The following is a 23559-nucleotide window of genomic DNA, read 5'->3' as shown; positions in this document are numbered from 1 at the left end:
TTGCTGGCCTTTATAGTGGCGCTAATCAGGGCTTCTTTAGCCGTAACGCGCTGGTGCCGGATTCACATGACCGCACGCGCTGCAGGTGCGTTTCTCATGTGACGCGTAGAAACGATCGAATACCGGCGGGAAATCCGCCTCGATGCTTTGCAGGACGAAGAATTCCTCGTACAGCTTGTGATTGCACTGCTCGCAGAACCACAGCAGGCCGTCTTTCTCATGGGGAAGGCGGCGACGCTCGATCACCAAGCCGATGGAGTTGGGCATGCGTTGCGGCGAATGCGGTACGCGCGGCGGCAGGTAGAAGATTTCGCCCGCGCGGATGGGAATGTCGCGTGCAACGCCATCGTCCTGCACTTTCAGCACCATCTCGCCTTCGATCTGGTAGAAAAACTCCGGACCTTCGTCGTAGTGGTAATCGGTGCGCGCATTGGGGCCGCCAACGATCATGATGATGAAATCGCCGTCAACGATGCACTTGTTACCCACCGGAGGCTTGAGCAGATGACGGTGTTCGTCAATCCAGCGCTGAAGATCGAAGGGCGGCAGCAGGGACATGCGGCGAATCCAACGGGCGAGGCCGCCACGATAACGCCGATACGGCGCTACTGGGAAGATATGGCATTGGAAATCGTTCCCACCGGCAGGAACTGTCCGCCGAAGAAACTCTGCGCATAGCCGATCACGGCACGACCGAACGTTTCCATCCATGGATACAAAAAACGCCGCTCAAGTCGGCGTGAACCTAGATAGTAGGTCGGTAACGCCGACTAGCCATTGCCCACACGTGGTGAAGGCAATGGCTGTAAATCGGCTCAGACTTCCAGCGTGGAGAGGTCGCCTTTTTCTTCCAGCCAATGCTTGCGGTCGCTGGCGCGCTTCTTGGCGAGCAGCATGTCCATCAGCTTGGTCGTGCCTTCGCTGTCGTCCACGGTGAGCTGCACCAGGCGACGCGTGTCGGGGTAGATGGTGGATTCGCGCAGCTGCGACGGGTTCATTTCGCCCAGGCCCTTGAAGCGCGTGACCGTGATCTGGCCTTTTATCTTTTCGCGCTCGATGCGCTGAAGCATGGCGGCCTTTTCGTTTTCGTCCAGGCAATAGAACACCTGCTTGCCCACGTCGACGCGGAACAGCGGCGGCATCGCCACGAATATGTGGCCTTCGCGCACCAGTGCCGGGAAGTGGCGCAGGAACAACGCGCTGAGCAGGGTAGCGATGTGCAGGCCGTCGGAGTCGGCATCGGCGAGGATGACCACCTTGCCGTAGCGCAAGCCACTGAGATCATCCTTACCCGGATCGCAACCGATCGCTATGGCGAGGTTGTGCACTTCTTCGGAGGCGAGTACCGAGGTGGACTCGACTTCCCACGTGTTGAGGATCTTGCCGCGCAGCGGCAGGATCGCCTGGAAATCCTTGTCTCGCGCCTGCTTGGCGCTGCCGCCGGCCGAGTCGCCTTCCACCAAGAACAATTCAGTGCGGGTGAGATCGGTAGCGGTGCAATCGGCCAATTTGCCGGGCAGGGCGGGGCCTTGCGTGATCTTCTTGCGTACGACCTGCTTGGCCGCCTTGAGGCGCGCGCTGGCGCGCTCGATCGCCAGCTGTGCAATGCGCTCGCCGAGATCGACGTGCTGATTGAGCCAAAGGCTGAAAGCATCGTGCACCACGCTTTCCACCAATGCGGCGGCGTTGCGCGAGGAAAGGCGTTCCTTGGTCTGGCCGGCGAACTGTGGATCTTGCAGCTTGGCCGATAGCACGAAGGCCAGACGCTCCCACACATCTTCCGGCGCCAGCTTCACGCCGCGCGGCAGAAGGTTACGGATATCGCAGAATTCGCGTACGGCGTTGGTGAGGCCGGTGCGCAGGCCGTTGACGTGTGTGCCGCCTTGCACGGTGGGAATCAGGTTGACATAGCTTTCCTGCACCAGTTCGCCTTCGGGCAGCCAGGTGAGGGCGACATCCAGGCCCTCCGTGTCGCGTGCGATGTGGTGCACGAACAAGTCGGCAGGCAGGCATTCGGCGCCATCAAGCTCGCCACGCAGGTAATCGCGCAGACCGTCCTCGTAGTACCACTCGCTGACTTCGCCGGTGGCTTCGTCCGTGAGCTTGACGTTGAGCCCGGCGCACAGCACCGCTTTCGCGCGCAGCAAGTGCTTGAGCTTGGAGAGGGAGATCTTGGGCGTATCGAAATACTTCGGGTCGGCCCAGAAGCGCACTGTGGTGCCGGTTTTCTTCTTCGGTACCGTGCCGATGGTTTCCAGTGGGCTGATGCGGTCACCGTTGGCGAACGTCATGCGGTATTCGTTGCCATCGCGGCGGATGGTCACTTCCACCTTGTTCGACAACGCATTCACCACCGACACGCCCACGCCGTGCAGACCACCGGAGAAGTTGTAGTTCTTGCCGGAGAATTTGCCGCCTGCATGCAGGCGCGTGAGGATCAGTTCAACGCCGGGAATACCTTCTTCCGGGTGGATGTCCACCGGCATGCCGCGGCCGTCATCGGTCACTTCCACCGAGCCATCGGTATGCACGATCACTTCGATCGACTTGGCGTGGCCAGCCAGCGCTTCGTCGACCGAGTTGTCGATCACTTCCTGCGCCAGATGGTTCGGGCGCGTGGTGTCGGTGTACATGCCAGGGCGGCGCTTGACGGGGTCAAGGCCGGAGAGGACTTCGATATCGGCGGCGTTGTAGCGACTGCTCATGCGGGAATCGGCGAAGGAGTTAGGCGCGGGAGAATGGGTTGATGAAAGGGGAAGGTCAAGGGTTTGCGCTCTTTGTCCCCTCCCTTAGGTGTTCCCGCAGGGACTACCTTCGGGTTGCAGCAGGGAGAGTTGGTGTGGGGTGGGGTGAAGTCGTCCACTCTTGCAGCAAGCTCGCACGACTTCCTCCCGATTTCCTCCTGCCATGGCAAGAGGGCGCAAAAGCTAGAGCGGCGTACAGTGTTTTTCGAGCCACGCCAGATCCGCATCCTCCAGCAGCGGCGCAAGCGCCGCACGCACGGAGGCGTGGTAATCGTCCAGCCACGCTCGTTCTTCCGGGTTGAGCAGGCTTGGCTCCAGGGCGCGGCGATCGAACGGACACAGGGTGAGGGTTTCGAAAGCGTAGAATTCGCCAAACTCAGTCTCGTCAGCCTCGGTCACCACGGCCAGGTTTTCATGCCGGATGCCGTGGCGCGCAGGCTTATATAAACCAGGTTCGATCGAGCTGATCATGCCTGGCTCCAGCGCTACCAGCGCCCCGCCGGCCACCGGCGGACGGATGCCTTGCGGACCTTCGTGCACATTAAGGAAGTAGCCCACGCCGTGGCCGGTGCCATGCCCGTAATCCATGCCGGCCGCCCACAATGGCGCACGAGCCAGAGCGTCGAGTTGCGGGCCGCTTGCACCTTTCGGGAAGCGGGCACGCGACAGCGCGATCATGCCCTTCATCACCAGGGTGGCGTCGCGTCGTTGCTCTGTGGTGGTTGGACCCAGCGCGAGTACGCGAGTGATGTCAGTGGTACCGCCAAGGTACTGGCCGCCTGAATCGATCAGCAGCAGGCCGTGGCGTTGCAAGGTATTGTGCGATTCTGGTGTTGCGCGGTAGTGCGGCAGGGCGCCGTTTTCCATGTAGCCGGCGATGGTGGCGAAACTTTCGCCAACGAAATTCGGTTGGGCTGAGCGCTCCTCTCGCAGCAGCGTATCCACGTCCAGCTCGGTTTGCGCCATGCCGGCAGTGAGGCGTTCCTCCAGCCGACGGAAGGCGCGCACCAGGGCAGCGCCGTCGCGGCGCATCACTTCGCGAATGTGTTCCAGTTCGGTCTTGGTCTTACATGCCTTGAAGACAGTCGAAGGATTGGTGCCTTCGATGCGCTTCACGTCGGGCTTGACGGATTGCAGAACCGCGCTGACCACGCGACCCGGATCGAACAGCAGCGTATCCGTAGCGCCAAGCTCCCCTAGCGCATCGTTGAGCGTGCTGTACGCGGCCACACGAATACCATCCTCGGCGAGCGCGGCAACGAGGGTGTCACTGAGCTTGGCGCGGTCAACGAACAGCGTCGAGGTGCCCGACGCGCCAACCAGCAGGTGGGCGAGGAATACAGGATTGCATTCCACGTCGCTGCCACGAAGGTTGGTGAGCCAGGCGATATCGTCGAGGCTGGACACTAAATGGTGTGAGGCGTGTTGCTTGCGCATGGCATGACGCAGCTTGTCGAATTTTTCGGCGCGCGAGGTGCCGGCGTAATTCAACGGGTGTTCGACCACTGGAGCCTTAGGCAGGGCAGGGCGTTCGGGCCAGATCATGCCTGGCAGATCCAGATCCACGCGCAGCGCGATGCCGGCGCTGCCAAGCTGGCGCTCGATCTGTCGCTGCGTCGCCACTGACACGCTGTCGCCCGCGATGGCGATGACGTCGCCCTGGTGTAGATGTTGCTGCAGCCAGATCAGATGCTCCGGCGCATGCGCAATCCGCTGCTTCATCAAGGCGATACCGCTGCCGGCCAGTTGCGCCTCCGCTTGCGAGAAGTAGCGCGAATCGGTCCATAGCCCCGCTTCGGTCGCGGTGACTAGCAGCGTGCCGGCCGAGCCATCGAAGCCGGAGAGCCACTGGCGTGCCTGCCAATGAGCGGGCAGGTACTCGGAAAGATGCGGATCGGCAGTGGGAACGAGGCAGGCGGCGATGCCGTGACGGCTCATCGCCTCACGCAGGGCGGCAATGCGGGCAGGGATAGACGGGCTCATTGATGCATGGTAGCAGCACTCGGCGCGGGCTACGCGCGAGCGGAAATTCAACGTGTTGCGTTCTCACTCTCGAACACTTTTCGTTCCAGAACGAAGTCGACGTTCGATGTCAAGCGCGGCATATGACGCGGCCATGACAGCCGCGACATTCTGCCTCGGGCTAGTCACGACTTGCTGCGGCGCGATATCCTTGTGAAGTCGTCCCCACGACAAATCCCAATTTGCCTTCTTGATAAGAGTCGTTCGTGAACAAGCGTTCCCTCGTCTCCACCTTGCGCTGGTCGTGCGCAGGCTTGGTCGTATTTCTCAGCGGCTGCAATCTGGAAGTCCTGTCACCCAAGGGTGATGTGGGCATGCAAGAGAAATCGTTGATCCTGATCGCCACCGGCCTGATGTTGCTGGTTGTGATCCCTGTCATCGCGATGACTCTGATCTTTGCTTGGCGCTATCGCGCTTCCAATACCAAAGCTACCTACGCGCCGAAGTGGTCGCACTCGACTGCGATCGAGGTGGTGGTGTGGACCGTCCCGTGCATCATTATCGCGATCCTGGCGACGATCACCTGGCGCACCACGCACGCTCTGGATCCGTACAAGCCGCTGGCGCACGAAGCCAAGCCGATCACCATCCAGGCTGTTTCAGTGGACTGGAAATGGGTCTTCATCTATCCGGACTATGGCGTGGCGAGCGTTAATGAGCTTGCGTTCCCGGCCAACGTGCCGGTGGACTTCGAGATCACGTCCGATTCGGTGATGAACGCCTTCTTCATTCCACAGTTGGGTAGCCAGATCTACGCCATGGCGGGCATGGAAACGAAGCTGCACCTGATTGCGAACGAGCCTGGCAACTATGCGGGCCTGTCCAGCAATTACAGTGGTGCGGGCTTCTCCGACATGCATTTCACCGCGATCGCGACGTCGGAGCAGGGCTTCCAGGATTGGATCAACAAGGCCAAGACCAGCCAGCTCACGCTTGACGACCAGACCTATCACGCGCTGGTGCAGCCGAGCGAGAAGGTGCCGGTGACGTACTACACCCACGTCAGGCCGGGCCTGTTCAACAGCATCATCGCCCAGTACATGGGCGACATGAAGATGGACAAGATCGGCTCCGAGCCTGCGCAAGCCAGCGCCATCCCTTCGCATAACGACCACGCCAAGGCTTCGGAGTAGGCCATGTTCGGAAAACTTTCTCTATCGGCCATTCCTTTCCATGAGCCGATCATCATGGGCACCCTGTTGATGGTGTCCTTGGCCGGCGCGACGCTGCTTGGCTGGCTCACTTACCAGCGCAAGTGGGGTTATCTGTGGAGCGAGTGGTTCACCACGGTGGACCACAAGCGCATCGGCATCATGTACATCATCCTCGCGCTGGTGATGCTGCTGCGCGGCTTCGCCGACGCCATCATGATGCGCGCCCAGCAGGCCATCGCCTCGGCGGATGCAGCCGGCTATCTGCCGCCGCATCACTACGACCAGATCTTCACCGCCCACGGCGTGATCATGATCTTCTTCGTGGCCATGCCGTTCGTGGTGGGCCTGATGAACCTGGTCGTGCCGCTGCAGATTGGTGCGCGCGACGTGGCGTATCCATTCCTGAACTCGCTCAGCTACTGGCTCACCGCTTCGGGCGTGGTGCTGGTCATGCTGTCGATGTTCGTGGGCGATTTCGCAGCCACCGGCTGGCTGGCGTACCCGCCGCTGTCGGAGCTGAAATTCAGTCCTACGGTGGGCGTGGATTACTACATATGGGCCTTGCAGCTATCAGGCCTTGGTACAACGCTGAGCGGCATCAACTTCATCGTGACCATCCTGCGTATGCGCACGCCGGGTATGAAGCTGATGCAGATGCCGGTGTTCACCTGGACGGCGCTGGTCACCAACATCCTGATCGTGGCGGCATTCCCGGTGTTGACGGTTGCGCTGGCATTGCTGGCGGCTGATCGCTACCTGGATATGCACTTCTTCACCAATGAGCTTGGCGGCAACGCCATGCTGTACATCAACCTGATCTGGATCTGGGGCCACCCCGAGGTGTACATCCTGATCCTGCCGTGCTTCGGCGTGTTCTCGGAGGTCGTTTCCACCTTCTCCGGCAAGCCGTTGTTCGGCTACAAGTCGATGGTGTACGCCACCGTGTGCATCGGCCTGCTGTCCTTCCTCGTGTGGCTGCACCATTTCTTCACCATGGGCTCGGGCGCCGACGTGAATGCCTTCTTCGGCATCACCACGATGATCATCTCGGTGCCGACCGGCGTGAAGCTGTTCAACTGGTTGTTCACGATGTACCGCGGCCGCATCCGCTTCACCTTGCCGATGATGTGGACAGTAGCCTTCATGGTGACCTTCACCATCGGCGGCATGACCGGCGTGCTGATGGCGGTGCCGGGCGCCGACTTCGTGCTGCACAACAGTCTGTTCCTGATCGCGCACTTCCATAACGTGATCATCGGCGGCGTGTTGTTCGGCTGCTTCGCGGCGATCAACTACTGGTTCCCGAAGGCTTTCGGTTTCAAGCTGGAGGAGCGCTGGGGCAAGGCTTCGTTCTGGTGCTGGGTGGTGGGCTTCTACATGGCCTTCATGCCGCTGTACGTGTTGGGCCTGATGGGCATGACGCGCCGCATGAACCACTATGCAAACCCGGCTTGGCAGCCCTACCTGATCGTGGCCGCCTGTGGTGCCGGTATCATCGCGCTGGGCATTGGCTTCATGTTGCTGCAGTTCGTGGTGAGCATCCGCAATCGCGCGTCGAACCGCGATCTCACGGGCGATCCGTGGGGCGGCCGCACGCTGGAGTGGGCCACCAGCTCGCCGGCACCGTTCTACAACTTCGCTGTGCTGCCGCAGGTGGAAGAACTGGATCAGTTCTGGGCCGACAAGGAACACAAGCGCGCCTACCCGCAGCACGCGCACTACGATGACATCCATATGCCGCGCAACACCGGCGTAGGTTTGATCATGGCTGCGTTCGGTACGGTGCTGGGTTTCGCCATGGTGTGGCACATCTGGTGGCTCGCCATCGCTGGCCTGGTTGGCATGATTGGCACGTTTATCACCCGCGTCTACGACACGGATGTGGACTACTACGTGTCCGGCGCCGAAGTCGAGAAGATCGAACGCGCACGCCTGGTGCCGCTGCACAAGCTGATCGAAAACGTGGATCCGGCATCGGCCGGCCAGAAGGTGGCTTAATCCATGAGTACCGCTATCACCGCTAACCATGGCGCCGTTGCACACGGCGGCGCTCATGAGCATCACGACGACGGCTCCAAGACCCTGCTGGGTTTCTGGATCTACCTGATGAGCGACTGCCTGATCTTCTCAGGCCTGTTCGCTACCTTCGCTGTGCTGGGTCATGCTACTGCCGGTGGCCCCACGGCCAAGGAACTGTTCGATCTCAAGTACGTGTTTGGTGAAACCATGCTGCTGTTGATCAGCAGTTTCACCTTCGGCTTGGCGATGCTGAATATGCATGCCGGTCACCGTAACAAGGTGATCGTCTGGTTGTTTGTGACTTTCCTGTTCGGCGCGGGCTTCGTGGGCATGGAAGTCTACGAATTCCATCACCTGATTACGGTCGAGAACGCAGGTCCCTCCCATAGCGCCTTCCTTTCGGCCTACTTTGGGCTGGTCGGCACGCACGGCCTGCACGTCACCTGCGGCCTGATCTGGCTGGCGGTAATGATGCATATGGTGGGCAAGTTCGGGCTCAACGACGCGGTGGAGCGTCGCCTGTCGTGCCTGAGCCTGTTCTGGCATTTCCTGGATCTGGTGTGGATCTGCGTGTTCAGCTTTGTTTATCTGATGGGAGTGCTCTGAGATGTCGAGCCAGCATGGTCACTCTGACGCCCACAAGTCCAATGCACATGGCAGCCTGAAGTCCTACACGGTCGGCTTTGCCCTGTCGCTGATCCTCACGCTGCTCTCGTTCGGCTGCGTAATGAGCGGCGCGGTGCCGCAGCATTTGGTGGTGCCGGGCATTGTGGTGTTCTGCGTTATTCAGCTGTTGGTGCAGTTGGTGTTCTTCCTGCACATGGGTACCGCCCCGGAACAGCGTGACAACCTGTCGATCGGCGTGTTCTCGCTGTTGATCATCGCCATCGTGGTGGTTGGTTCCGTCTGGGTGATGCACAACATGAACGTGCACATGATGCAGCCGGTGATGCAGTCCACGTCCTCAAGCATTGGCTGAAACGCTTGTTTTACGCTCCCGCCCGCACAACCGGGCGGGAGCGGGCTCCTCCGGGGCGCTCCGCCACGGACCTTGCTTCGGTCGTCCGTTCGCCTCCAGGCAGCCGCAGCTGAATTTTTTTCAGCTCCGTTCGGCATAATCATCTCGCAGCAGAAGCCATCTGCCGCTAAAATGCCGATTTCCAGCACTGGCTGCCTTCCATGACCCCCCTGATTTTCGTCACTGGCGGTGTGGTGTCCTCGCTTGGCAAGGGCATCGCAGCGGCCTCGCTTGCGTCCATTCTTGAGGCGCGTGGCCTCTCGGTCACCATGATGAAGCTCGATCCCTACATCAATGTGGATCCGGGCACGATGAGTCCCTTCCAGCACGGCGAGGTCTATGTGACCGACGACGGCGCGGAAACCGACCTGGACCTGGGCCATTACGAGCGGTTCGTCCATACCCGCCTGACCGGCAAGAACTCCATCACGACCGGCAAGATCTATGAATCGGTAATCCGCAAGGAGCGCCGCGGCGACTACCTGGGCGCGACCGTTCAGGTCATCCCGCACATCACCGACGAGATCAAGCACTGCATCCACGAGGCCACCCGCGGCTTCGACGTGGCCCTGGTCGAGATCGGCGGCACGGTGGGCGATATCGAGTCCCAGCCCTTCCTGGAGGCGATCCGCCAGCTGCGTATCGAGCATGGCCCGGAGAAATGCCTGTTCATGCACCTGACCCTGGTGCCATACATCAAGGCCGCTGGCGAGATCAAAACCAAGCCGACCCAGCATTCGGTCAAGGAACTGCGCTCCATCGGTATCCAGCCAGACATCCTGCTGTGCCGTTGCGAGCAGCCGCTGCCGGACGGCGAGCGTCGCAAGATCGCCTTGTTCACCAACGTGCCCGAACAGGCCGTGATCAGCGCGGCCGATGTGGACATCATCTACAAGCAGCCGTTGTGGCTGCACCAGCAGGGCCTGGACGACATCGTCGTCAAGAAGATGGGCCTGGACGCCAAGCCGGCCGACCTGTCCGGATGGCAGCGCACGGTCGAGGCGGTAGAGCATCCCAAGGATGAGATCACCGTCGCCATCGTCGGTAAGTACGTCGAACACAAGGACGCCTACAAGTCCCTGGGCGAGGCCTTGCGCCATGGCGGCATCAAGCAGCTGACGCGCGTCAACCTGCAATGGATCGATTCCGAGCAGATCGAGGCCGAAGGTGCTGCCAAGGTGCTGGGCGGCGCGGATGCGATCTTGGTGCCAGGCGGTTTTGGTAAGCGTGGTTTCGAGGGCAAGGTGCTGGCGGCCAAATACGCCCGCGAGCATGGCGTGCCGTACTTTGGCATTTGCTACGGCATGCACGCGGCGGTGGTGGATTTCGCCCGTAACGTGGCGGGCTTGCCTGATGCCGACTCCAGCGAAAACGATCGCCACACGCCCAACCCGGTGATTGCGCTGATCACGGAGTGGACCACCTCGTCCGGCGAAGTTGAGCAGCGCACCGAGCGCTCCGACCTGGGCGGCACCATGCGCCTGGGCGCGCAGGAATGCCGCCTCAAGGCCGGCACCCTGGCACGCCAGCTCTATGGTCAGGACGTGGTGCGCGAGCGTCATCGCCATCGCTACGAATTCAATAACCGCTATCGCCAGCCCTTCGAAGATCTGGGCATGGTGATCTCCGGTAAGTCGATGGACGATCTGCTGGTGGAAATCGTCGAATTGCCGCTGCAGCAGCACCCGTGGTTCCTGGGCTGCCAGGCGCATCCGGAATTCACCTCCACGCCGCGCGATGGCCATCCGCTGTTCATCGGCTTCGTGCGTGCTGCACGCGAGTTCAAGGCCGTGCGTGACGGCCAGAAGCTAGCCAAGGAGTCTGTCGCATGAAGTTGTGCGGTTTCGAAGTCGGTCTGGACAAGCCGCTGTTCCTGATCGCCGGTCCCTGTGTGGTGGAATCCGAACAGCTTCAGATCGACACCGCCGGTACGCTCAAGGAAATCACCGGCAAGCTGGGCATTCCTTTCATCTTCAAGTCCAGCTTCGACAAGGCCAACCGCTCTTCAGGCGGCAGCTTCCGCGGTCTGGGCATGGAAGAGGGGCTGCGGATCCTGTCCGAAGTAAAGCGCCAGCTTGGCGTGCCCGTGCTGACCGACGTGCACGAATACACGCCCATGAACGAAGTCGCCGCGGTTGTGGATGTGCTGCAGACGCCGGCGTTCCTCTGTCGCCAGACCGATTTCATCCAGAAGGTGGCGAGGGCCGGCAAGCCGGTGAATATCAAGAAAGGCCAGTTCCTCGCGCCTTGGGACATGAAGAACGTGGTCGCCAAGGCCAAGGATGTCGGCAATGACGACATCATGGTCTGTGAACGCGGCGCCAGCTTCGGCTACAACAACCTCGTCTCCGATATGCGCTCGTTGAGTGTGATGCGTGAAACCGGCTGCCCGGTGGTGTTCGACGCCACTCACTCCGTGCAACTGCCGGGTGGACAGGGAACCAGTTCGGGTGGTCAGCGCGAGTTCGTGCCTGTGCTGGCACGTGCTGCCGTGGCCGTGGGTATCGCCGGCCTGTTCGCGGAAACCCATCCGGATCCATGCAAGGCACTCAGTGATGGACCGAATGCGTGGCCGCTCGGCAAGATGGAAGCCTTGCTGCACACTCTGCTGGAGTTGGATGCCGTGACCAAGCGCCACGGTTTCCTCGAGCAGTCTGTTTGACCTTGCTGCGCGCGTGTCGCGCAGCACCCCCCTTCTTTCACCCCTTGAACTGGATTGGCCATGAGCACCCAAATCACCCGCATCCATGCCCGTGAAATTCTCGATTCCCGCGGCAATCCCACGCTCGAAGCAGAAGTAACGCTGGCCGATGGTGCCTTCGGCCGCGCAGCGGTGCCGAGCGGCGCGTCCACGGGTACGCGTGAAGCGGTGGAATTGCGCGATGGTGACAAGTCGCGTTACCAAGGCAAGGGTGTGAAGAATGCGGTGGCCAACGTCAATGGCCAGATCTTCCAGGAGCTGAAGGGTTTCGATGCTGTCAATCAGGCCGGCCTCGATGAAAAGCTGATCCAGCTCGATGGCACGCCGAACAAAGGTCGTCTTGGCGCCAATGCCATCCTGGGTGTTTCGATGGCCGCGGCACACGCTGTCGCTGCCTCGCGCCGTGAACCGCTGTGGAAATACCTCTCCAACGGTAAGCCCGGTGCGCTTCCGGTGCCGATGATGAACATCATCAACGGTGGTGCGCATGCCGACAACAACGTCGACGTGCAGGAATTTATGATTCTGCCGGTTGGCCTGCCGAGCTTCTCCGAAGCGCTCCGCGCCGGCACTGAAATCTTCCACACGCTCAAGAGCGTGCTCAAGGGCAAAGGTCTCAACACCGCTGTAGGCGATGAAGGCGGTTTTGCACCGAACCTGCGCTCCAATGTTGAAGCGCTCGACACCATTCTCGAAGCCGTGAACAAGAGCGGCTACAAGATCGGTAGCGAGATCCTGCTTGGTCTGGATGTCGCCAGCTCCGAATTCTTCAAGGACGGCAAGTACGACCTGGAAGGCGAAGGCAAAGTCTATGCACCGGACCAGTTCGTCGACTTGCTGGCCAGTTGGGCGCAGCAGTACCCGATCGTCACCATCGAAGACGGTATGGCCGAAGGCGACTGGGACGGCTGGAAGCTGCTCACCGACAAGATTGGCAATAAGGTGCAGCTGGTCGGCGACGATATCTTCGTGACCAATCCGAAGATCTTCCGCGAGGCCATCGACAAGAAGATCGCCAACGCCATTCTGATCAAGGTGAACCAGATCGGTACGTTGTCAGAAACGCTGGAAGCCATCGCCATGGCCGACGCCGCCAAGTACGCTGCAATCGTGTCGCATCGCTCGGGTGAAACCGAAGACACCACGATTTCCGACATCGCTGTCGCGACCACGGCAACCCAGATCAAGACCGGTTCGTTGTGCCGTACCGACCGCGTTGCCAAGTACAACCAGCTGCTGCGCATTGAGGAACAGTTGGGTTCTGCAGCGCGTTACGCAGGCCGCAACGCCTTTCCGAACCTGACTCACCTGCCTGGTTGAGATCATGTTGCGCTGGGTCGCCTTGGTCCTGCTACTGCTGTTGATCGGATTGCAGTTCAAACTGTGGTCCGATCATGGCGGCATGTCCGAGGTGGCCGGCCTGCGTGCGGCCGTCAAGAAGCAGGGTGACGAAAACGACAAGCTTACCCAGCGCAATCAGGCGCTGGCCGCGGACGTAAGCGACCTCAAGCACGGTGAGCAGGCTGTCGAGGCGCGCGCGCGTGCCGAACTGGGGCTGATCAAGCCTGGCGAAACCTTCTATCAGGTGGTGCCGAAGTCTGGATCCAGTGCGGCCGACCCGGCGTCTTCGAGTACCAGCAGTAATTAAATGGCCAAGCCGCCATGCCGGCGGAGGTCCGTAGGCAGTTGGGCTACCCTCGGATCAAGTCCGGAGTGACCTAACCTATGCGACTCCAGCTTCAAGGGTATTGAACACTCATGGCGTCAACCGAGTTCGAACTTCCCAAGGCCTACGGCGCTTCACCGCTGACCGCCGAATTGCGCCGTGCGCCGGAAGATTTCCGCGTCGATGAAATTCTCGGTTACGACGCCGATGGCGAGGGCGAGCACGCCTTGCTGTGGGTGGAAAAGCGTGGCGCGAATACGGACTGGGTCGCGCGCGAGCTAGCGAAGTTTGCGGAGGTATCTTCTGTCAATGTGGGTTTTGCGGGTCTGAAGGATCGTCACGCGGTGACGCGGCAGGCCTTTACAGTGCAGCTTGCAGGCAAACCCGATCCGGATTGGTCTGCATTTCCACATGACGATGTGAAAGTGCTGGCGAGCACCCGACACAAGCGCAAACTCAAGCGCGGTGCCTTGCGCGGCAATCGCTTTGTGTTGGTCCTGCGTGATGTACAGGGTGATCGTGAGCGTGCGGAGGAGGTCCTGAGGGCGATAGCCTTGCATGGCGTGCCCAATTACTTCGGCGAACAACGTTTCGGACGCGAAGGCGGCAACGTGGCGCAGGCTAGAGCGATGTTCTCGGGCCGTCGCGTGGATCGCGAGAAGCGTTCCATCCTGCTTTCAGCGGCGCGCTCACACATCTTCAATAGTGTGCTGGCTGCACGTGTCGAGCGTGATGCCTGGAGCAAACCGTTGGATGGCGAGATCTGGTCACTGGCCGGCTCACGTTCCTGGTTCGGACCGGAGCCATTCGATGACACGCTTGCCACGCGTTTGGCGCAAGGCGACATTCATCCGTCGGGTCCGTTGTGGGGGCAGGGTGAGCCGCCGACGCAAGCCGAGGCTGGCGAACTGGAGCGGGCGATTGCCGCCGCGTCCAGCGATCTGGCCGAAGGTCTTGCCGCTGCACGGATGGACCAGGAACGCCGTCCGCTGCGTTTGCTGCCCAAGGAACTGCGTTGGCGCTGGCTGGATAATGAAACGCTCGAACTCAGTTTCGAATTGCCGGCGGGAGCTTATGCCACGGTGGTGGTACGCGAATTGATCGCCTGAGCTTCCACGCCTGGCCACGCGTCGGCAAAACAGGTCGTTATTCTTTAAACGCTGACCAGGTCAGACTGGCACTGTTGTTGATTGGCGCATTGTTGGCAGCCAGGTTGCTGCTGTTGGGAAATGGACGGCTATGCGGTAGCCAGAAAGGCGTAGTCACATAAAGAAGACGCTTAGTGAGCGTCGTCGTTAAAGGCTCCGTCCTGAATGAATTGGCGAGCTGGATGCTGTCGCGATTAGGTAGGCGACTGCTTCTCCATGCATCCGCCTGGAACGGAATGGCTGCAGTGTCGTCGACGAGCGGCCTGCCAGCGATGGTTGGCGCAGGTCCGCTAACGTTTGCGGATGGCGCAGCCAGATACCAAGTAGGGAAGGGAGCCTTCGCCGGCTTATTCGCCGCCAGGAAGGTGGGCGAACCGTCATGCCATGCAGTTGGCTGAGTGGCTTGTTGGGCTGCGATCTGAGTCGTGAGCGCCAGAGCCGCCGTAAACAACGTAGCTGTGATCCTGCTATCCATAGATCCCCCTATGATCAACGGTTGCTTTTCACCTTCGATCATGCAATGGCTGTACTGAATGGTTTTGCTACAAGCTCGCGGTGTTCGTCAGGCATTCGGGGTCGCCTGCAAATTGGCATCGCGAGCTATTAATTAGGCTCTGGACTTCAAAAGTACGACCACCGCACCCGTGCCACCCTGCATGGGACGCGCAGAAGCGAAGGCAACGACATCGTCACGGCGGCGCAGCAGGCGATCCGTCAGCATCTTCAGCACCGGGCCGCCCGCCTTTGAACGCAGCCCTTTTCCGTGCACGATGCGTACGCAGCGGAATCCATGGTCGGCAGCCTCTGCAAGAAAAGCCGAGATCGTTGCTTGCGCCGCCGCGGCATTCATCTGATGCAGGTCAATCTCATCCTGCACGCTGTACTGGCCGCGCTTGAGCTGGCGTAGCAGCTTGGGTGGATAGCCATCGCGCAGGTAACTCAGCTCCTCGCCGACTTCCATCAAGGCCGGATCGAAGGCCATGTCGAGCAATTCTCCCGGCACCGCGGCTTCATCTGCTTCGAACATGCGTGGACGGGGTTCGGGCTTGGGCATCGCAGGAGCCGGTGCGACAGGATCAAATTTTCTTACTTCGCCGATCGCCTCGCGAAACAGCTGGCTGTCCTCTTCATTGACGGTGGTGGGCGTGCGGCGCTTCATGCGGCGATCGTAGCGAATGACGGATGGTGCCGGCGAGGATCTTGCGAATAGGACGGATAGATGAGCGGCCGTGAAACCGGCGGTCTGCTCGGTTAGACTCCAAGATCCAGGGAGTGTGCTTGGCCACCTGCGGGCCGCACGCTGGCAATTGGTTTTGAACGGATCATGATGCGAGTTCTTGTCAGCAACGACGATGGCGTGGATGCCCCGGGTATCCGCGTGCTCGCCGAGCGCCTTGGCGCGGTCGGTGAGGTAACGGTGGTGGCCCCGGATCGGGACCGCTCCGGCGCCAGCAATTCACTCACGCTCGACGCGCCCATTCGTGCCTTGCGTATGGAAAACGGTTATTACCGTGTCGCCGGCACGCCGACTGACTGCGTACATTTGGCGCTGGCCGGCATGCTGGAGGAAGAGCCGGACATCGTCGTTTCAGGCATCAACAATTCCGCCAACCTCGGCGACGACGTGATTTATTCCGGCACGGTTTCCGCCGCGATGGAAGGGCGCTTTCTCGGCTTGCCCGCCATTGCCGTGTCGCTGGTCAGCAAGGATCACAAGGGCGAACATTACGATTCGGCAGCCAAGGCCGTACTGCTGTTGATGGGGCGCCTGCTGGTCGATCCGCTGCCGGCCGACACCATCCTCAACGTCAATGTGCCGGATCTGCCCTGGGAAGAGATCAAGGGTTTTGAAGTCACCCGGCTGGGCAAACGTCATCGTTCCGCGCCGTGTATCAAGCAGTCCGATCCGCGCGGCAAGACCATCTGGTGGATTGGTCCGGCCGGCGACGTGGACGATGCCGGCCCTGGCACCGATTTCCACGCCGTGCAGCGCGGCTACGTTTCCGTGACGCCCATCCATGTGGATCTCACCCGCTTCCAGGCACTGGAAAAGGTAAGCAGCTGGGTGCAGACGTTGACTCAAGGCATGACTGATAAAGCGGACGGTAAAGCAGCATGATGCATCCGTTGCCGCCATCGGCATTGAAAGGCGAGGGCATGACCTCGCAGCGCGCACGCGATCGTCTTGTTGCCAAGTTGAAGGAAGAAGGCATCCGCAATCAGCGTGTGATCGATGTGATGCGCAATCTTCCGCGTCACCACTTTATCGATCAGGCCATGCATTCGCGCGCTTATGAAAACACAGCGTTGCCCATTGGCCACGGCCAGACTATCTCCCAGCCGTGGGTGGTAGCGCGCATGACCGAGGCATTGCTGGAGCCTTTTGAAGCAAAATCCGGTCGTCCGCAGAAAGTGTTGGAGATCGGCACTGGCTCGGGTTATCAGGCGGTGGTGCTCGCCAACCTGGTACCACAGGTCTTTACCGTGGAGCGCATCGAAGAGCTGCTGCGCCAGGCGCGTCGGCGCTTTCGCCAGCTGGGCATCGAGAACATCCGCTCGCGTCACGATGACGGCAAGCTTGGCTGGGCGGCGGAGGCGCCGTTCGACGCCATCATGCTGACTGCCGCTGGTGACGCCATTCCTACCCAGGTACTTGATCAACTGAGTCCCGATGGCGTGTTGGTCGCGCCGGTCGGCTCCCCCAGTAGCCAAACACTGATCCGCATGCGCGGCGATGGCAAAGGAGATTTTGTGCAGGAAGAATTGGCCGCGGTGAGTTTCGTACCCTTGCTGGGCGGCATCGGCTGATGCGTCTGTTCGGAAAGTTATATGCGCGCGTTCTGGTCTGGGCGCGCGATTCCAGGGCGATCTATTACCTGTGCGGATTGAGCTTCGTCGAAGCCTTCATCTTTCCGATCATGCCGGAAGTGATGCTGGCGCCGATGATGCTCGGCAAGCGACATAAAGCCTTTTTCTACGCCAACATCAGCCTGCTGTTCTCGCTGCTGGGCTCAATCGTCGGTTACTCGCTGGGGCACTGGGCTTTCCATGCGCTGACTCCGTTGCTGCAGTCGCTGCATCTCTATGATCCGATCCAGACCGGCGTGGAAAACCTGCGCACGCAGATGAATCAACATTGGCTGGAATTGCTGCTAGTGCTGATGTTAGCTGCACTGCAACCGGTGGTGCCGATGAAGTTCGTCACCTGGGCGGCAGGTATCGTCGGCGTGCCCATCATTCCCTTCCTCGTCTGCATACTGCTTGGCCGCGGCAAGCGGGTATGGCTGCTGGCGTTGCTGATCCGTCTATTCGGCGAACGTGCCGAACGCATCCTGCACAAGCACATCGAGTGGATTGGCTGGGCTGCTCTGGTGGTGCTTGCCGTGCTGGCTGGATGGTGGGTTCTCAAGCACTAGCGCACCCAGGTTTTCCAGGCATGCTTCACTGGGCAAGGTGGGGGTTGGAAAAAACGCATATGAGTTTTCCGAGCGACCCATTAACGGCCTACCATCTTTTACGATCAGGCCGCATGAAAACTCTGTACGACCCCGTTATGCTGCCTCGCATGAATGGATTGATGCGATGGTCTGCACTTATCACGATAGCGATTCTCATGACCGGTTGTGCTCGCACGGTTGTGGTCCAGCAGCCCCCAGGCGGGCAAGCCATCGTGCGGCCGATACAAGCCGGTAATGCGCCCGGCACCTACACCGTCGTCAAGGGCGATACGCTTTATTCGATTGCGTTCCGCAACGGCACGGATTTTCGTGAGGTCGCCCAGCTAAACGGGGTCGCCCCACCGTACACCATCTGGCCGGGGCAAGTGCTGAAACTGCCTGGGAATGGTGGCCCGGCTCCTGGACATGCGCCGCCGGTGGTGGTGATCGCCAAAGCACCGCCGCCCGCGCCACCCCCGCCGCCTGCTGGCGCTCCGGCGCCCGTGTTCCAGACTGTGCAAACTGCGCCAGTGACCACGCCTCCGCCGCCCGGTCCGCCGTCGGCGGCGACCACCACCACGGTGGTGCCGGTCGCTGGTGTTTCTACGCCACCGCCGGCTGCACCGGTAGTGGCTGCAGCGGCAACACCTATCGTGGCTGCTGGCGGTACGCGCACAGCTGGCGGTGTGAAATGGCGCTGGCCGGCATCCGGTTCTGTGGTGGGTCGTTTCCAGGCCAGCGCAGCGATTCCTGGCGTCGACATCGCGGGCAAGGAAGGTGATCCAGTGGTCGCGGCGGCCGATGGTGTGGTGGTGTACAGCGGCAATGGCCTGGTTGGCTATGGCGAGCTGATCATCATCAAGCACAACGACAGTTTCCTGTCCGCTTACGGTCACAACCGCAAACGCCTGGTGACCGAAGGACAACAGGTGAAGGCAGGCCAGCAAATTGCCGAGATGGGTTCGAGCGGCAGCGCGCGCGATGAATTGCAGTTCCAGATCCGCAAGGACGGTAGTCCCGTGGATCCGCTCGATTACCTGCCGTCGCGTTGATGAAAGAGGCGAGGGCCCGAGGCCGGGCCCTAATGACTACGGCAGGATAAATGCGGCGACGACGCGTCGACCTTCGCCAGCAAGCAAGCCGTAGGTGCGTGCGGCGGCAGCGTTGTCCATCACTTCAATGCCGATGCCCCGGCGCAGGAAACCCGCCATGAAGGCCGCCGGAGGAAACTGTTGCCGGTTGCCCGTGCCCAGTAGCACGACCTCGGGTTTCAATTCCAGGATGCCTTCGACGTGGCTTTCGTCCAGATGCGCAGCATTGGTAACCGGCCACTGTTCCACGGCACGCTCGGGCGCCAGCAGGAAGCTGGCGGTCAGTTCGCGATCCACCACGGTGACGGCATGGGGAGTGACTCGGCGTACGAAAAGAAAGTCACCCGGCCGGTCCAGCGACAAATCCATGGCAATTCCTCAGCGCGGCAATGCCAGACGAGGATCGTCTTCGTTGCGCCGGAACAGCACCACGATATGACCAATCTGTTGCACGTTTTCAGCCCCGGTGCCATCGATCAAGGTACTGATCTGCGCTTCACGCTCTTTCTTGTCGCCACCGGAAAGTTTCACCTTCACCAGCTCGTGATGCGACAGCGCCAGGTCGAGTTCCTTCACCACGGCTTCGGTCGCGCCCTTGGCGCCCAGCAGGATCACTGGGTGAAGGTCGTGGGCGAGGCTGCGCATATAGCGCCGTTGCGACGGGGAAATGGCCATGTGTTCAGTTTCAGATTCGCGGCAGGATGACCGTAAAGGGTATCATGGACACCCCTGTTCCCGGCCGTTGCCACCATGCCTCGCAGCAAGAGCAGTTCCCGCTGGCTGCGGGAGCATTTTGACGACCCTTACGTAAAGAAAGCCCAAGCCGAGGGCCTGCGTTCGCGTGCCGTCTTCAAGCTGGAAGAGCTGATCGAACGCGACAACTTGCTAAAGCCCGCCATGCGCGTGGTCGATCTAGGGGCTGCGCCGGGTGGCTGGTCGCAATTGGTCCGGCAGCGGCTGGGCGATAGTGGTACGGTGGTAGCGCTGGATATCCTGCCTATGCAAGGTATTGGCGGGGTCGATTTCCTGCAGGGCGATTTTCGTGAAGAAAGCGTCTTGCGGGAGTTGGAATCGCGACTGGATGGAAAGAAGCTCGATCTTGTGCTGTCGGACATGGCCCCCAATATGAGTGGTGTGGCACTGGCCGACCAGATCCGGGCGATGGATCTGGCCGAACTGGCGCTTGATTTCTCAAGGCACTGGCTCAAACCGGGCGGAGCGTTTTTAATCAAGTTGTTCCAGGGAACAGGCTTCGACGATTACCTACGTGGCTTGCGCACGGAATTTACACGCGTAAGTATGCGTAAACCTAAGGCCTCCCGCGCGCGTTCGCGAGAGGTATATGCGCTGGCTACCGGGTTCAAACCGGCTGGCCGGCAAACTGGCGAGAACCGCGCATGAACGAGACATGGAAAACCCTGGGGCTCTGGTTGATCATCGCGGTGATTTTGATCACCGTCTTCCAGAGCTTCAACCAGCACGGTGGCGCCTCTTCGGACCTGCCTTACAGCAGCTTCGTGCAAAGCGTGGATAGCGGCAACGTCGCCACCGCCACCATCAGCGCCGAAAACCCCGCCACCATCAGCGGCAAGCTGAAGGATGGCAGCAACTACCGTACCGTTGCACCGGTGCTCGGCTTCTCCACCAATTCGGTGGTCAAGCAGATGCAGGATAAAAACGTCACGGTGACCCAGGATTCCGGCACCGGTTTTTCGTTGATCGGCCTGCTTATCAACTGGCTGCCGGTGATCCTGATCGTCGGCGTGTTCATCTGGTTTATGCGCCAGATGCAGCAGGGCGGTGGTGGCCGCGGCGCGATGAGCTTCGGCCGTTCGCGCGCCAAGCTGCAGGGTGAGGATCAGGTCAAGGTGAATTTCAGCGATGTCGCCGGTTGCGACGAAGCCAAGGAAGAAGTCGGCGAACTGGTCGAGTTCCTGCGCGATCCGGGCAAGTTCCAGCGTCTGGGCGGCAAGATTCCGCGTGGCGTGCTGATGGTCGGCCCGCCTGGCACCGGCAAGACCTTGCTCGCCAAGGCGATCGCCGGCGAAGCCAAGGTGCCGTTCTTCTCGATCTCTGGTTCGGACTTCGTGGAAATGTTCGTCGGTGTCGGCGCATCCCGCGTGCGCGACATGTTCGACCAAGCCAAGAAGCACGCACCGTGCATCATCTTCATCGACGAAATCGATGCAGTCGGTCGTCATCGCGGCGCAGGCCTCGGCGGCGGACATGACGAACGCGAGCAGACGCTCAACCAGTTGCTGGTCGAGATGGATGGTTTCGAAGGCACGGAAGGCATCATTGTCATCGCCGCTACCAACCGTCCAGACGTGCTCGATCCGGCGCTGCTGCGTCCGGGCCGTTTCGACCGCCAAGTCGTGGTTGGCTTGCCTGACGTGAAGGGGCGCGAGCAGATCCTGCGCGTGCACCTGCGTAAGGTGCCGACTGCCAGCGACGTCGATCCCATGGTGATTGCACGCGGTACGCCGGGCTTCTCGGGTGCGGATCTGGCCAACCTCGTCAACGAGGCGGCACTGTTTGCTGCGCGCGAGAACGCGCGCGAAGTACGGATGGGCCATATGGACAAGGCTCGCGACAAGATTCTGATGGGTACCGAGCGCCGCTCGATGGCGATGAGCGAAGACGAGAAGAAGCTCACCGCCTATCACGAAGCCGGTCACGCCATCGTCGGCCGCGTGGTGCCTGAGCACGATCCGGTCTACAAGGTCACCATCATCCCGCGTGGCCGTGCGTTGGGCGTCACCATGTACCTGCCGGAAGGCGATAAGTACAGCATGAACAAAATTGCGATCGAATCGCAGCTTTGCTCGTTGTACGGTGGCCGTGTGGCGGAAGAGCTGATTTTTGGTGCCGACAAGGTCACCACCGGTGCGTCCAACGACATCGAGCGCGCCACCAAGATGGCTCGCAACATGGCCACCAAGTGGGGTCTGTCCGATGAGCTCGGTCCGGTGACCTACGGTGAGGAAGAGGACGAGGTGTTTCTCGGCCGTTCCGTCACGCAGCACAAGAACGTGTCCAACGAAACCGCGCGCAAGATCGACGAAGTGGTGCGCGAGATCCTTGATCGCGCCTATGCCCGCACCAAGGAAATCCTGACGGACAACATCGACAAGCTGCACATGATGTCCGACGCCTTGCTGCAGTACGAAACCATCGATGCTCGCCAGATCGACGACATCATGGCTGGCCGCATTCCAGGGCCGCCTGCTGACTGGTCCAAGACATCGTCGCCCGGCTCATCGGTACCGCCGCCTCCGCCGCCGCGTGGGGATGCCGGAGCCAAGGTCGGGGATCCGGCCACGCAAAGCCGGATCTAAGCCCAAGCAGGCTTGCTGGAAAAAAGGCCGCCTTCGGGCGGCCTTTTTGTTGTCGGATCGGCGGCTAAATTTTATCCGGGTAATATTGCCATATGAATTTTATCCGGGTATTATTTGTCGACTTGACAGGGATACGCCATGACCAGCCCCGATCCATCCTGCTCTTACACCAGTTTCCAGGGCGATCGTCGCCTCGTGTCCGGGCCGCTCCACGTAGTGGCCCTGGCCGTCAAGTTGACCGCAGACCGCGATCGGATGAAGCCAATCCTGATCTTTGACGACAGCACCGGCCGTTCCATCGATGTCGACACGCGCGGTACGGACGAAGACATTCTTGCTCGCTATCAGACTAAGGCGGTTACCCAGGAAAGCCAGGCGGGGGCGCCAGACGCGCCACGGGGGCGGGGACGGCCCAAGCTGGGCGTTGTCGCCCGGGAGGTGACTCTGCTGCCCCGACACTGGGAATGGCTTGCGTCGCAACCCGGTGGGCCGTCGGTGGCCCTGCGTAAACTGGTGGAGGAAGCGAGGCATCGCTACAGCAAGCGCGACAAGTCGCGCGTATGGCAGGAGCGCGCCTATCACTTCATGTCGGCGATGGCGGGCGATATGCCCGGTTTTGAAGAAGCGAGTCGCGCCTTGTTTGCTAACGATGAAGCGACGTTCCGCGAGCTGATCGCAGCATGGCCGGCCGACGTGCGTAGACATGCTGCCTGGCTGGCATATGGTGATGATGCGAAAGAGGGGATGGTGTGATGCAGGCTGATTCTAGTTCACGCTATCTCGAGCCAACGCAGGCATCCGGACGCGCGTTTGTCATGCGCGGCGTACAAGGCCCGGTGGTGATGCTGAATCTGCTGCGTTTTCGCAAAACGGCCGATTACTCACTGTCGCCGGAACTGTCGCCTGATGTACCGATCAGCGGCGCTGCCGCCTTTTACCGCTATATCGAGCACACCTTGCCATACCTGTATGAATCAGGTGGTGAAGTGATGTTTCTCGGTGAGGGCGGTTCGTTCCTGATCGGCCCAGCCAACGAGCGCTGGGATATGGCAATGCTGGTGCGGCAGCACAGTGCGGGATCCTTTCTGGCATTTGCCAGCCACGAAGCTTATCTGGCCGGAATGGGGCACCGGATAGCCGCGCTTGAAGATTCGCGGCTATTGCCTTTGTCGGAAATCGATATGGGCGTGTAGCTTGCTGGCTGGTGAGCCTGATCGTCCG

Annotated in this window: 24 protein-coding genes; 17 read left to right on the top strand and 7 right to left on the bottom strand. The window is 60.7% G+C overall.

Annotated features, from left to right (window positions below; all coding sequences use genetic code 11):
* Positions 1 to 36: 36 nt before the first annotated feature.
* The 3 genes from ISN74_RS10930 to ISN74_RS10920 all read right to left on the bottom strand — a co-directional run bounded on the left by ISN74_RS10930 (position 37) and on the right by ISN74_RS10920 (position 4727).
* A complete protein-coding gene (locus ISN74_RS10930; protein ID WP_188799343.1) occupies positions 37 to 558 on the bottom strand; it encodes a 3-hydroxyanthranilate 3,4-dioxygenase in 522 nt (173 codons plus the stop codon).
* A gap of 257 nt (positions 559 to 815) precedes the next feature.
* Entirely contained in the window at positions 816 to 2705 is a 1890-nt protein-coding gene (gene parE / locus ISN74_RS10925) for a DNA topoisomerase IV subunit B (RefSeq protein ID WP_188799342.1), read from the bottom strand.
* Positions 2706 to 2927: 222 nt separating this feature from the next.
* Positions 2928 to 4727 carry an aminopeptidase P family protein gene (locus ISN74_RS10920; protein ID WP_188799341.1) on the bottom strand — a complete coding sequence of 600 codons (1800 nt, stop codon included), beginning with the start codon at positions 4725 to 4727 and terminating at the stop codon, positions 2928 to 2930.
* 245 nt (positions 4728 to 4972) lie between these two features.
* On the opposite strand from ISN74_RS10920, the gene cyoA reads away from it, so the two are divergent.
* The 9 genes from cyoA to truD all read left to right on the top strand — a co-directional run bounded on the left by cyoA (position 4973) and on the right by truD (position 14433).
* Positions 4973 to 5899 carry a ubiquinol oxidase subunit II gene (cyoA, locus tag ISN74_RS10915; RefSeq protein ID WP_188799340.1) on the top strand — a complete coding sequence of 309 codons (927 nt, stop codon included), beginning with the start codon at positions 4973 to 4975 and terminating at the stop codon, positions 5897 to 5899.
* Between the two features lie 3 nt (positions 5900 to 5902).
* Positions 5903 to 7918, top strand: a complete 2016-nt coding sequence (gene cyoB / locus ISN74_RS10910; protein ID WP_188799339.1) for a cytochrome o ubiquinol oxidase subunit I — start codon at positions 5903 to 5905, stop codon at positions 7916 to 7918.
* A 3-nt stretch (positions 7919 to 7921) separates the two neighbouring features.
* A complete protein-coding gene (gene cyoC, locus ISN74_RS10905) occupies positions 7922 to 8545 on the top strand; it encodes a cytochrome o ubiquinol oxidase subunit III (protein ID WP_188799338.1) in 624 nt (207 codons plus the stop codon).
* 1 nt (position 8546) lies between these two features.
* Positions 8547 to 8918, top strand: coding sequence for a cytochrome o ubiquinol oxidase subunit IV (gene cyoD, locus ISN74_RS10900; protein WP_188799337.1), 372 nt, complete (start codon positions 8547 to 8549; stop codon positions 8916 to 8918).
* 200 nt (positions 8919 to 9118) lie between these two features.
* On the top strand, positions 9119 to 10789 hold the full coding sequence (gene pyrG / locus ISN74_RS10895; RefSeq protein ID WP_188799336.1) for a CTP synthase: 1671 nt from the start codon (positions 9119 to 9121) through the stop codon (positions 10787 to 10789).
* The gene (gene kdsA / locus ISN74_RS10890; RefSeq protein WP_188799335.1) at positions 10786 to 11619 is read left to right on the top strand and encodes a 3-deoxy-8-phosphooctulonate synthase; all 834 of its coding nucleotides are present in this window, start codon (positions 10786 to 10788) and stop codon (positions 11617 to 11619) included. Before pyrG ends, kdsA begins: the two co-directional genes overlap by 4 nt.
* 60 nt (positions 11620 to 11679) lie before the next feature.
* A complete protein-coding gene (gene eno, locus ISN74_RS10885; RefSeq protein WP_188799334.1) occupies positions 11680 to 12978 on the top strand; it encodes a phosphopyruvate hydratase in 1299 nt (432 codons plus the stop codon).
* Between the two features lie 4 nt (positions 12979 to 12982).
* Positions 12983 to 13306, top strand: coding sequence for a cell division protein FtsB (ftsB, locus tag ISN74_RS10880; protein WP_188799333.1), 324 nt, complete (start codon positions 12983 to 12985; stop codon positions 13304 to 13306).
* 110 nt (positions 13307 to 13416) lie between these two features.
* Positions 13417 to 14433: a tRNA pseudouridine(13) synthase TruD gene (gene truD / locus ISN74_RS10875; protein ID WP_188799332.1), complete on the top strand. Its 1017-nt coding sequence runs from the start codon at positions 13417 to 13419 to the stop codon at positions 14431 to 14433.
* A 37-nt stretch (positions 14434 to 14470) separates the two neighbouring features.
* Here truD and ISN74_RS10870 read toward each other — a convergent pair whose 3' ends face one another.
* Positions 14471 to 14947 (bottom strand): hypothetical protein, encoded by a 477-nt coding sequence (locus ISN74_RS10870; protein WP_188799331.1) that lies wholly within the window; start codon positions 14945 to 14947, stop codon positions 14471 to 14473.
* Between the two features lie 132 nt (positions 14948 to 15079).
* Positions 15080 to 15631: a Smr/MutS family protein gene (locus tag ISN74_RS10865; protein ID WP_188799330.1), complete on the bottom strand. Its 552-nt coding sequence runs from the start codon at positions 15629 to 15631 to the stop codon at positions 15080 to 15082.
* A gap of 168 nt (positions 15632 to 15799) precedes the next feature.
* Here ISN74_RS10865 and surE point away from each other — a divergent pair, with 168 nt between their 5' ends.
* The 4 genes from surE to ISN74_RS10845 all read left to right on the top strand — a co-directional run bounded on the left by surE (position 15800) and on the right by ISN74_RS10845 (position 18961).
* Positions 15800 to 16591, top strand: coding sequence for a 5'/3'-nucleotidase SurE (surE, locus tag ISN74_RS10860; RefSeq protein ID WP_188799616.1), 792 nt, complete (start codon positions 15800 to 15802; stop codon positions 16589 to 16591).
* A complete protein-coding gene (locus ISN74_RS10855) occupies positions 16588 to 17280 on the top strand; it encodes a protein-L-isoaspartate(D-aspartate) O-methyltransferase (RefSeq protein WP_425488838.1) in 693 nt (230 codons plus the stop codon). The genes surE and ISN74_RS10855 overlap by 4 nt, the downstream gene beginning before the upstream one ends.
* Positions 17280 to 17888 carry a YqaA family protein gene (locus ISN74_RS10850; protein WP_188799329.1) on the top strand — a complete coding sequence of 203 codons (609 nt, stop codon included), beginning with the start codon at positions 17280 to 17282 and terminating at the stop codon, positions 17886 to 17888. The genes ISN74_RS10855 and ISN74_RS10850 overlap by 1 nt, the downstream gene beginning before the upstream one ends.
* 197 nt (positions 17889 to 18085) lie before the next feature.
* Entirely contained in the window at positions 18086 to 18961 is an 876-nt protein-coding gene (locus ISN74_RS10845) for a peptidoglycan DD-metalloendopeptidase family protein (protein WP_229679155.1), read from the top strand.
* A gap of 36 nt (positions 18962 to 18997) precedes the next feature.
* On the opposite strand, the gene ISN74_RS10840 is transcribed toward ISN74_RS10845, so the two are convergent.
* Both ISN74_RS10840 and yhbY read right to left on the bottom strand, forming a co-directional pair.
* Complete coding sequence (locus tag ISN74_RS10840; protein ID WP_188799328.1) at positions 18998 to 19369, bottom strand: Mth938-like domain-containing protein; 372 nt, start codon at positions 19367 to 19369, stop codon at positions 18998 to 19000.
* 9 nt (positions 19370 to 19378) lie between these two features.
* On the bottom strand, positions 19379 to 19675 hold the full coding sequence (gene yhbY, locus ISN74_RS10835) for a ribosome assembly RNA-binding protein YhbY (RefSeq protein WP_188799327.1): 297 nt from the start codon (positions 19673 to 19675) through the stop codon (positions 19379 to 19381).
* A gap of 75 nt (positions 19676 to 19750) precedes the next feature.
* On the opposite strand from yhbY, the gene rlmE reads away from it, so the two are divergent.
* The 4 genes from rlmE (at position 19751) to ISN74_RS10815 (ending at position 23531) form a co-directional block, all read left to right on the top strand.
* Positions 19751 to 20401, top strand: a complete 651-nt coding sequence (rlmE, locus tag ISN74_RS10830) for a 23S rRNA (uridine(2552)-2'-O)-methyltransferase RlmE (RefSeq protein ID WP_188799326.1) — start codon at positions 19751 to 19753, stop codon at positions 20399 to 20401.
* Positions 20398 to 22338, top strand: a complete 1941-nt coding sequence (ftsH, locus tag ISN74_RS10825) for an ATP-dependent zinc metalloprotease FtsH (protein ID WP_188799325.1) — start codon at positions 20398 to 20400, stop codon at positions 22336 to 22338. Before rlmE ends, ftsH begins: the two co-directional genes overlap by 4 nt.
* Positions 22339 to 22476: 138 nt before the next feature.
* A complete protein-coding gene (locus tag ISN74_RS10820; protein ID WP_188799324.1) occupies positions 22477 to 23091 on the top strand; it encodes a DUF2239 family protein in 615 nt (204 codons plus the stop codon).
* Entirely contained in the window at positions 23091 to 23531 is a 441-nt protein-coding gene (locus ISN74_RS10815; RefSeq protein WP_188799323.1) for a DUF1330 domain-containing protein, read from the top strand. The genes ISN74_RS10820 and ISN74_RS10815 overlap by 1 nt, the downstream gene beginning before the upstream one ends.
* The last annotated feature ends 28 nt before the right edge of the window (positions 23532 to 23559 follow it).

Origin of the sequence: Dyella caseinilytica (assembly GCF_016865235.1) — a bacterium.
Classification (GTDB): Bacteria; Pseudomonadota; Gammaproteobacteria; order Xanthomonadales; family Rhodanobacteraceae; genus Dyella_B; species Dyella_B caseinilytica.
The sequence above is the reverse complement of the archived record's forward strand: the minus strand, read 5'-3'. Positions and strand labels throughout refer to the sequence as shown.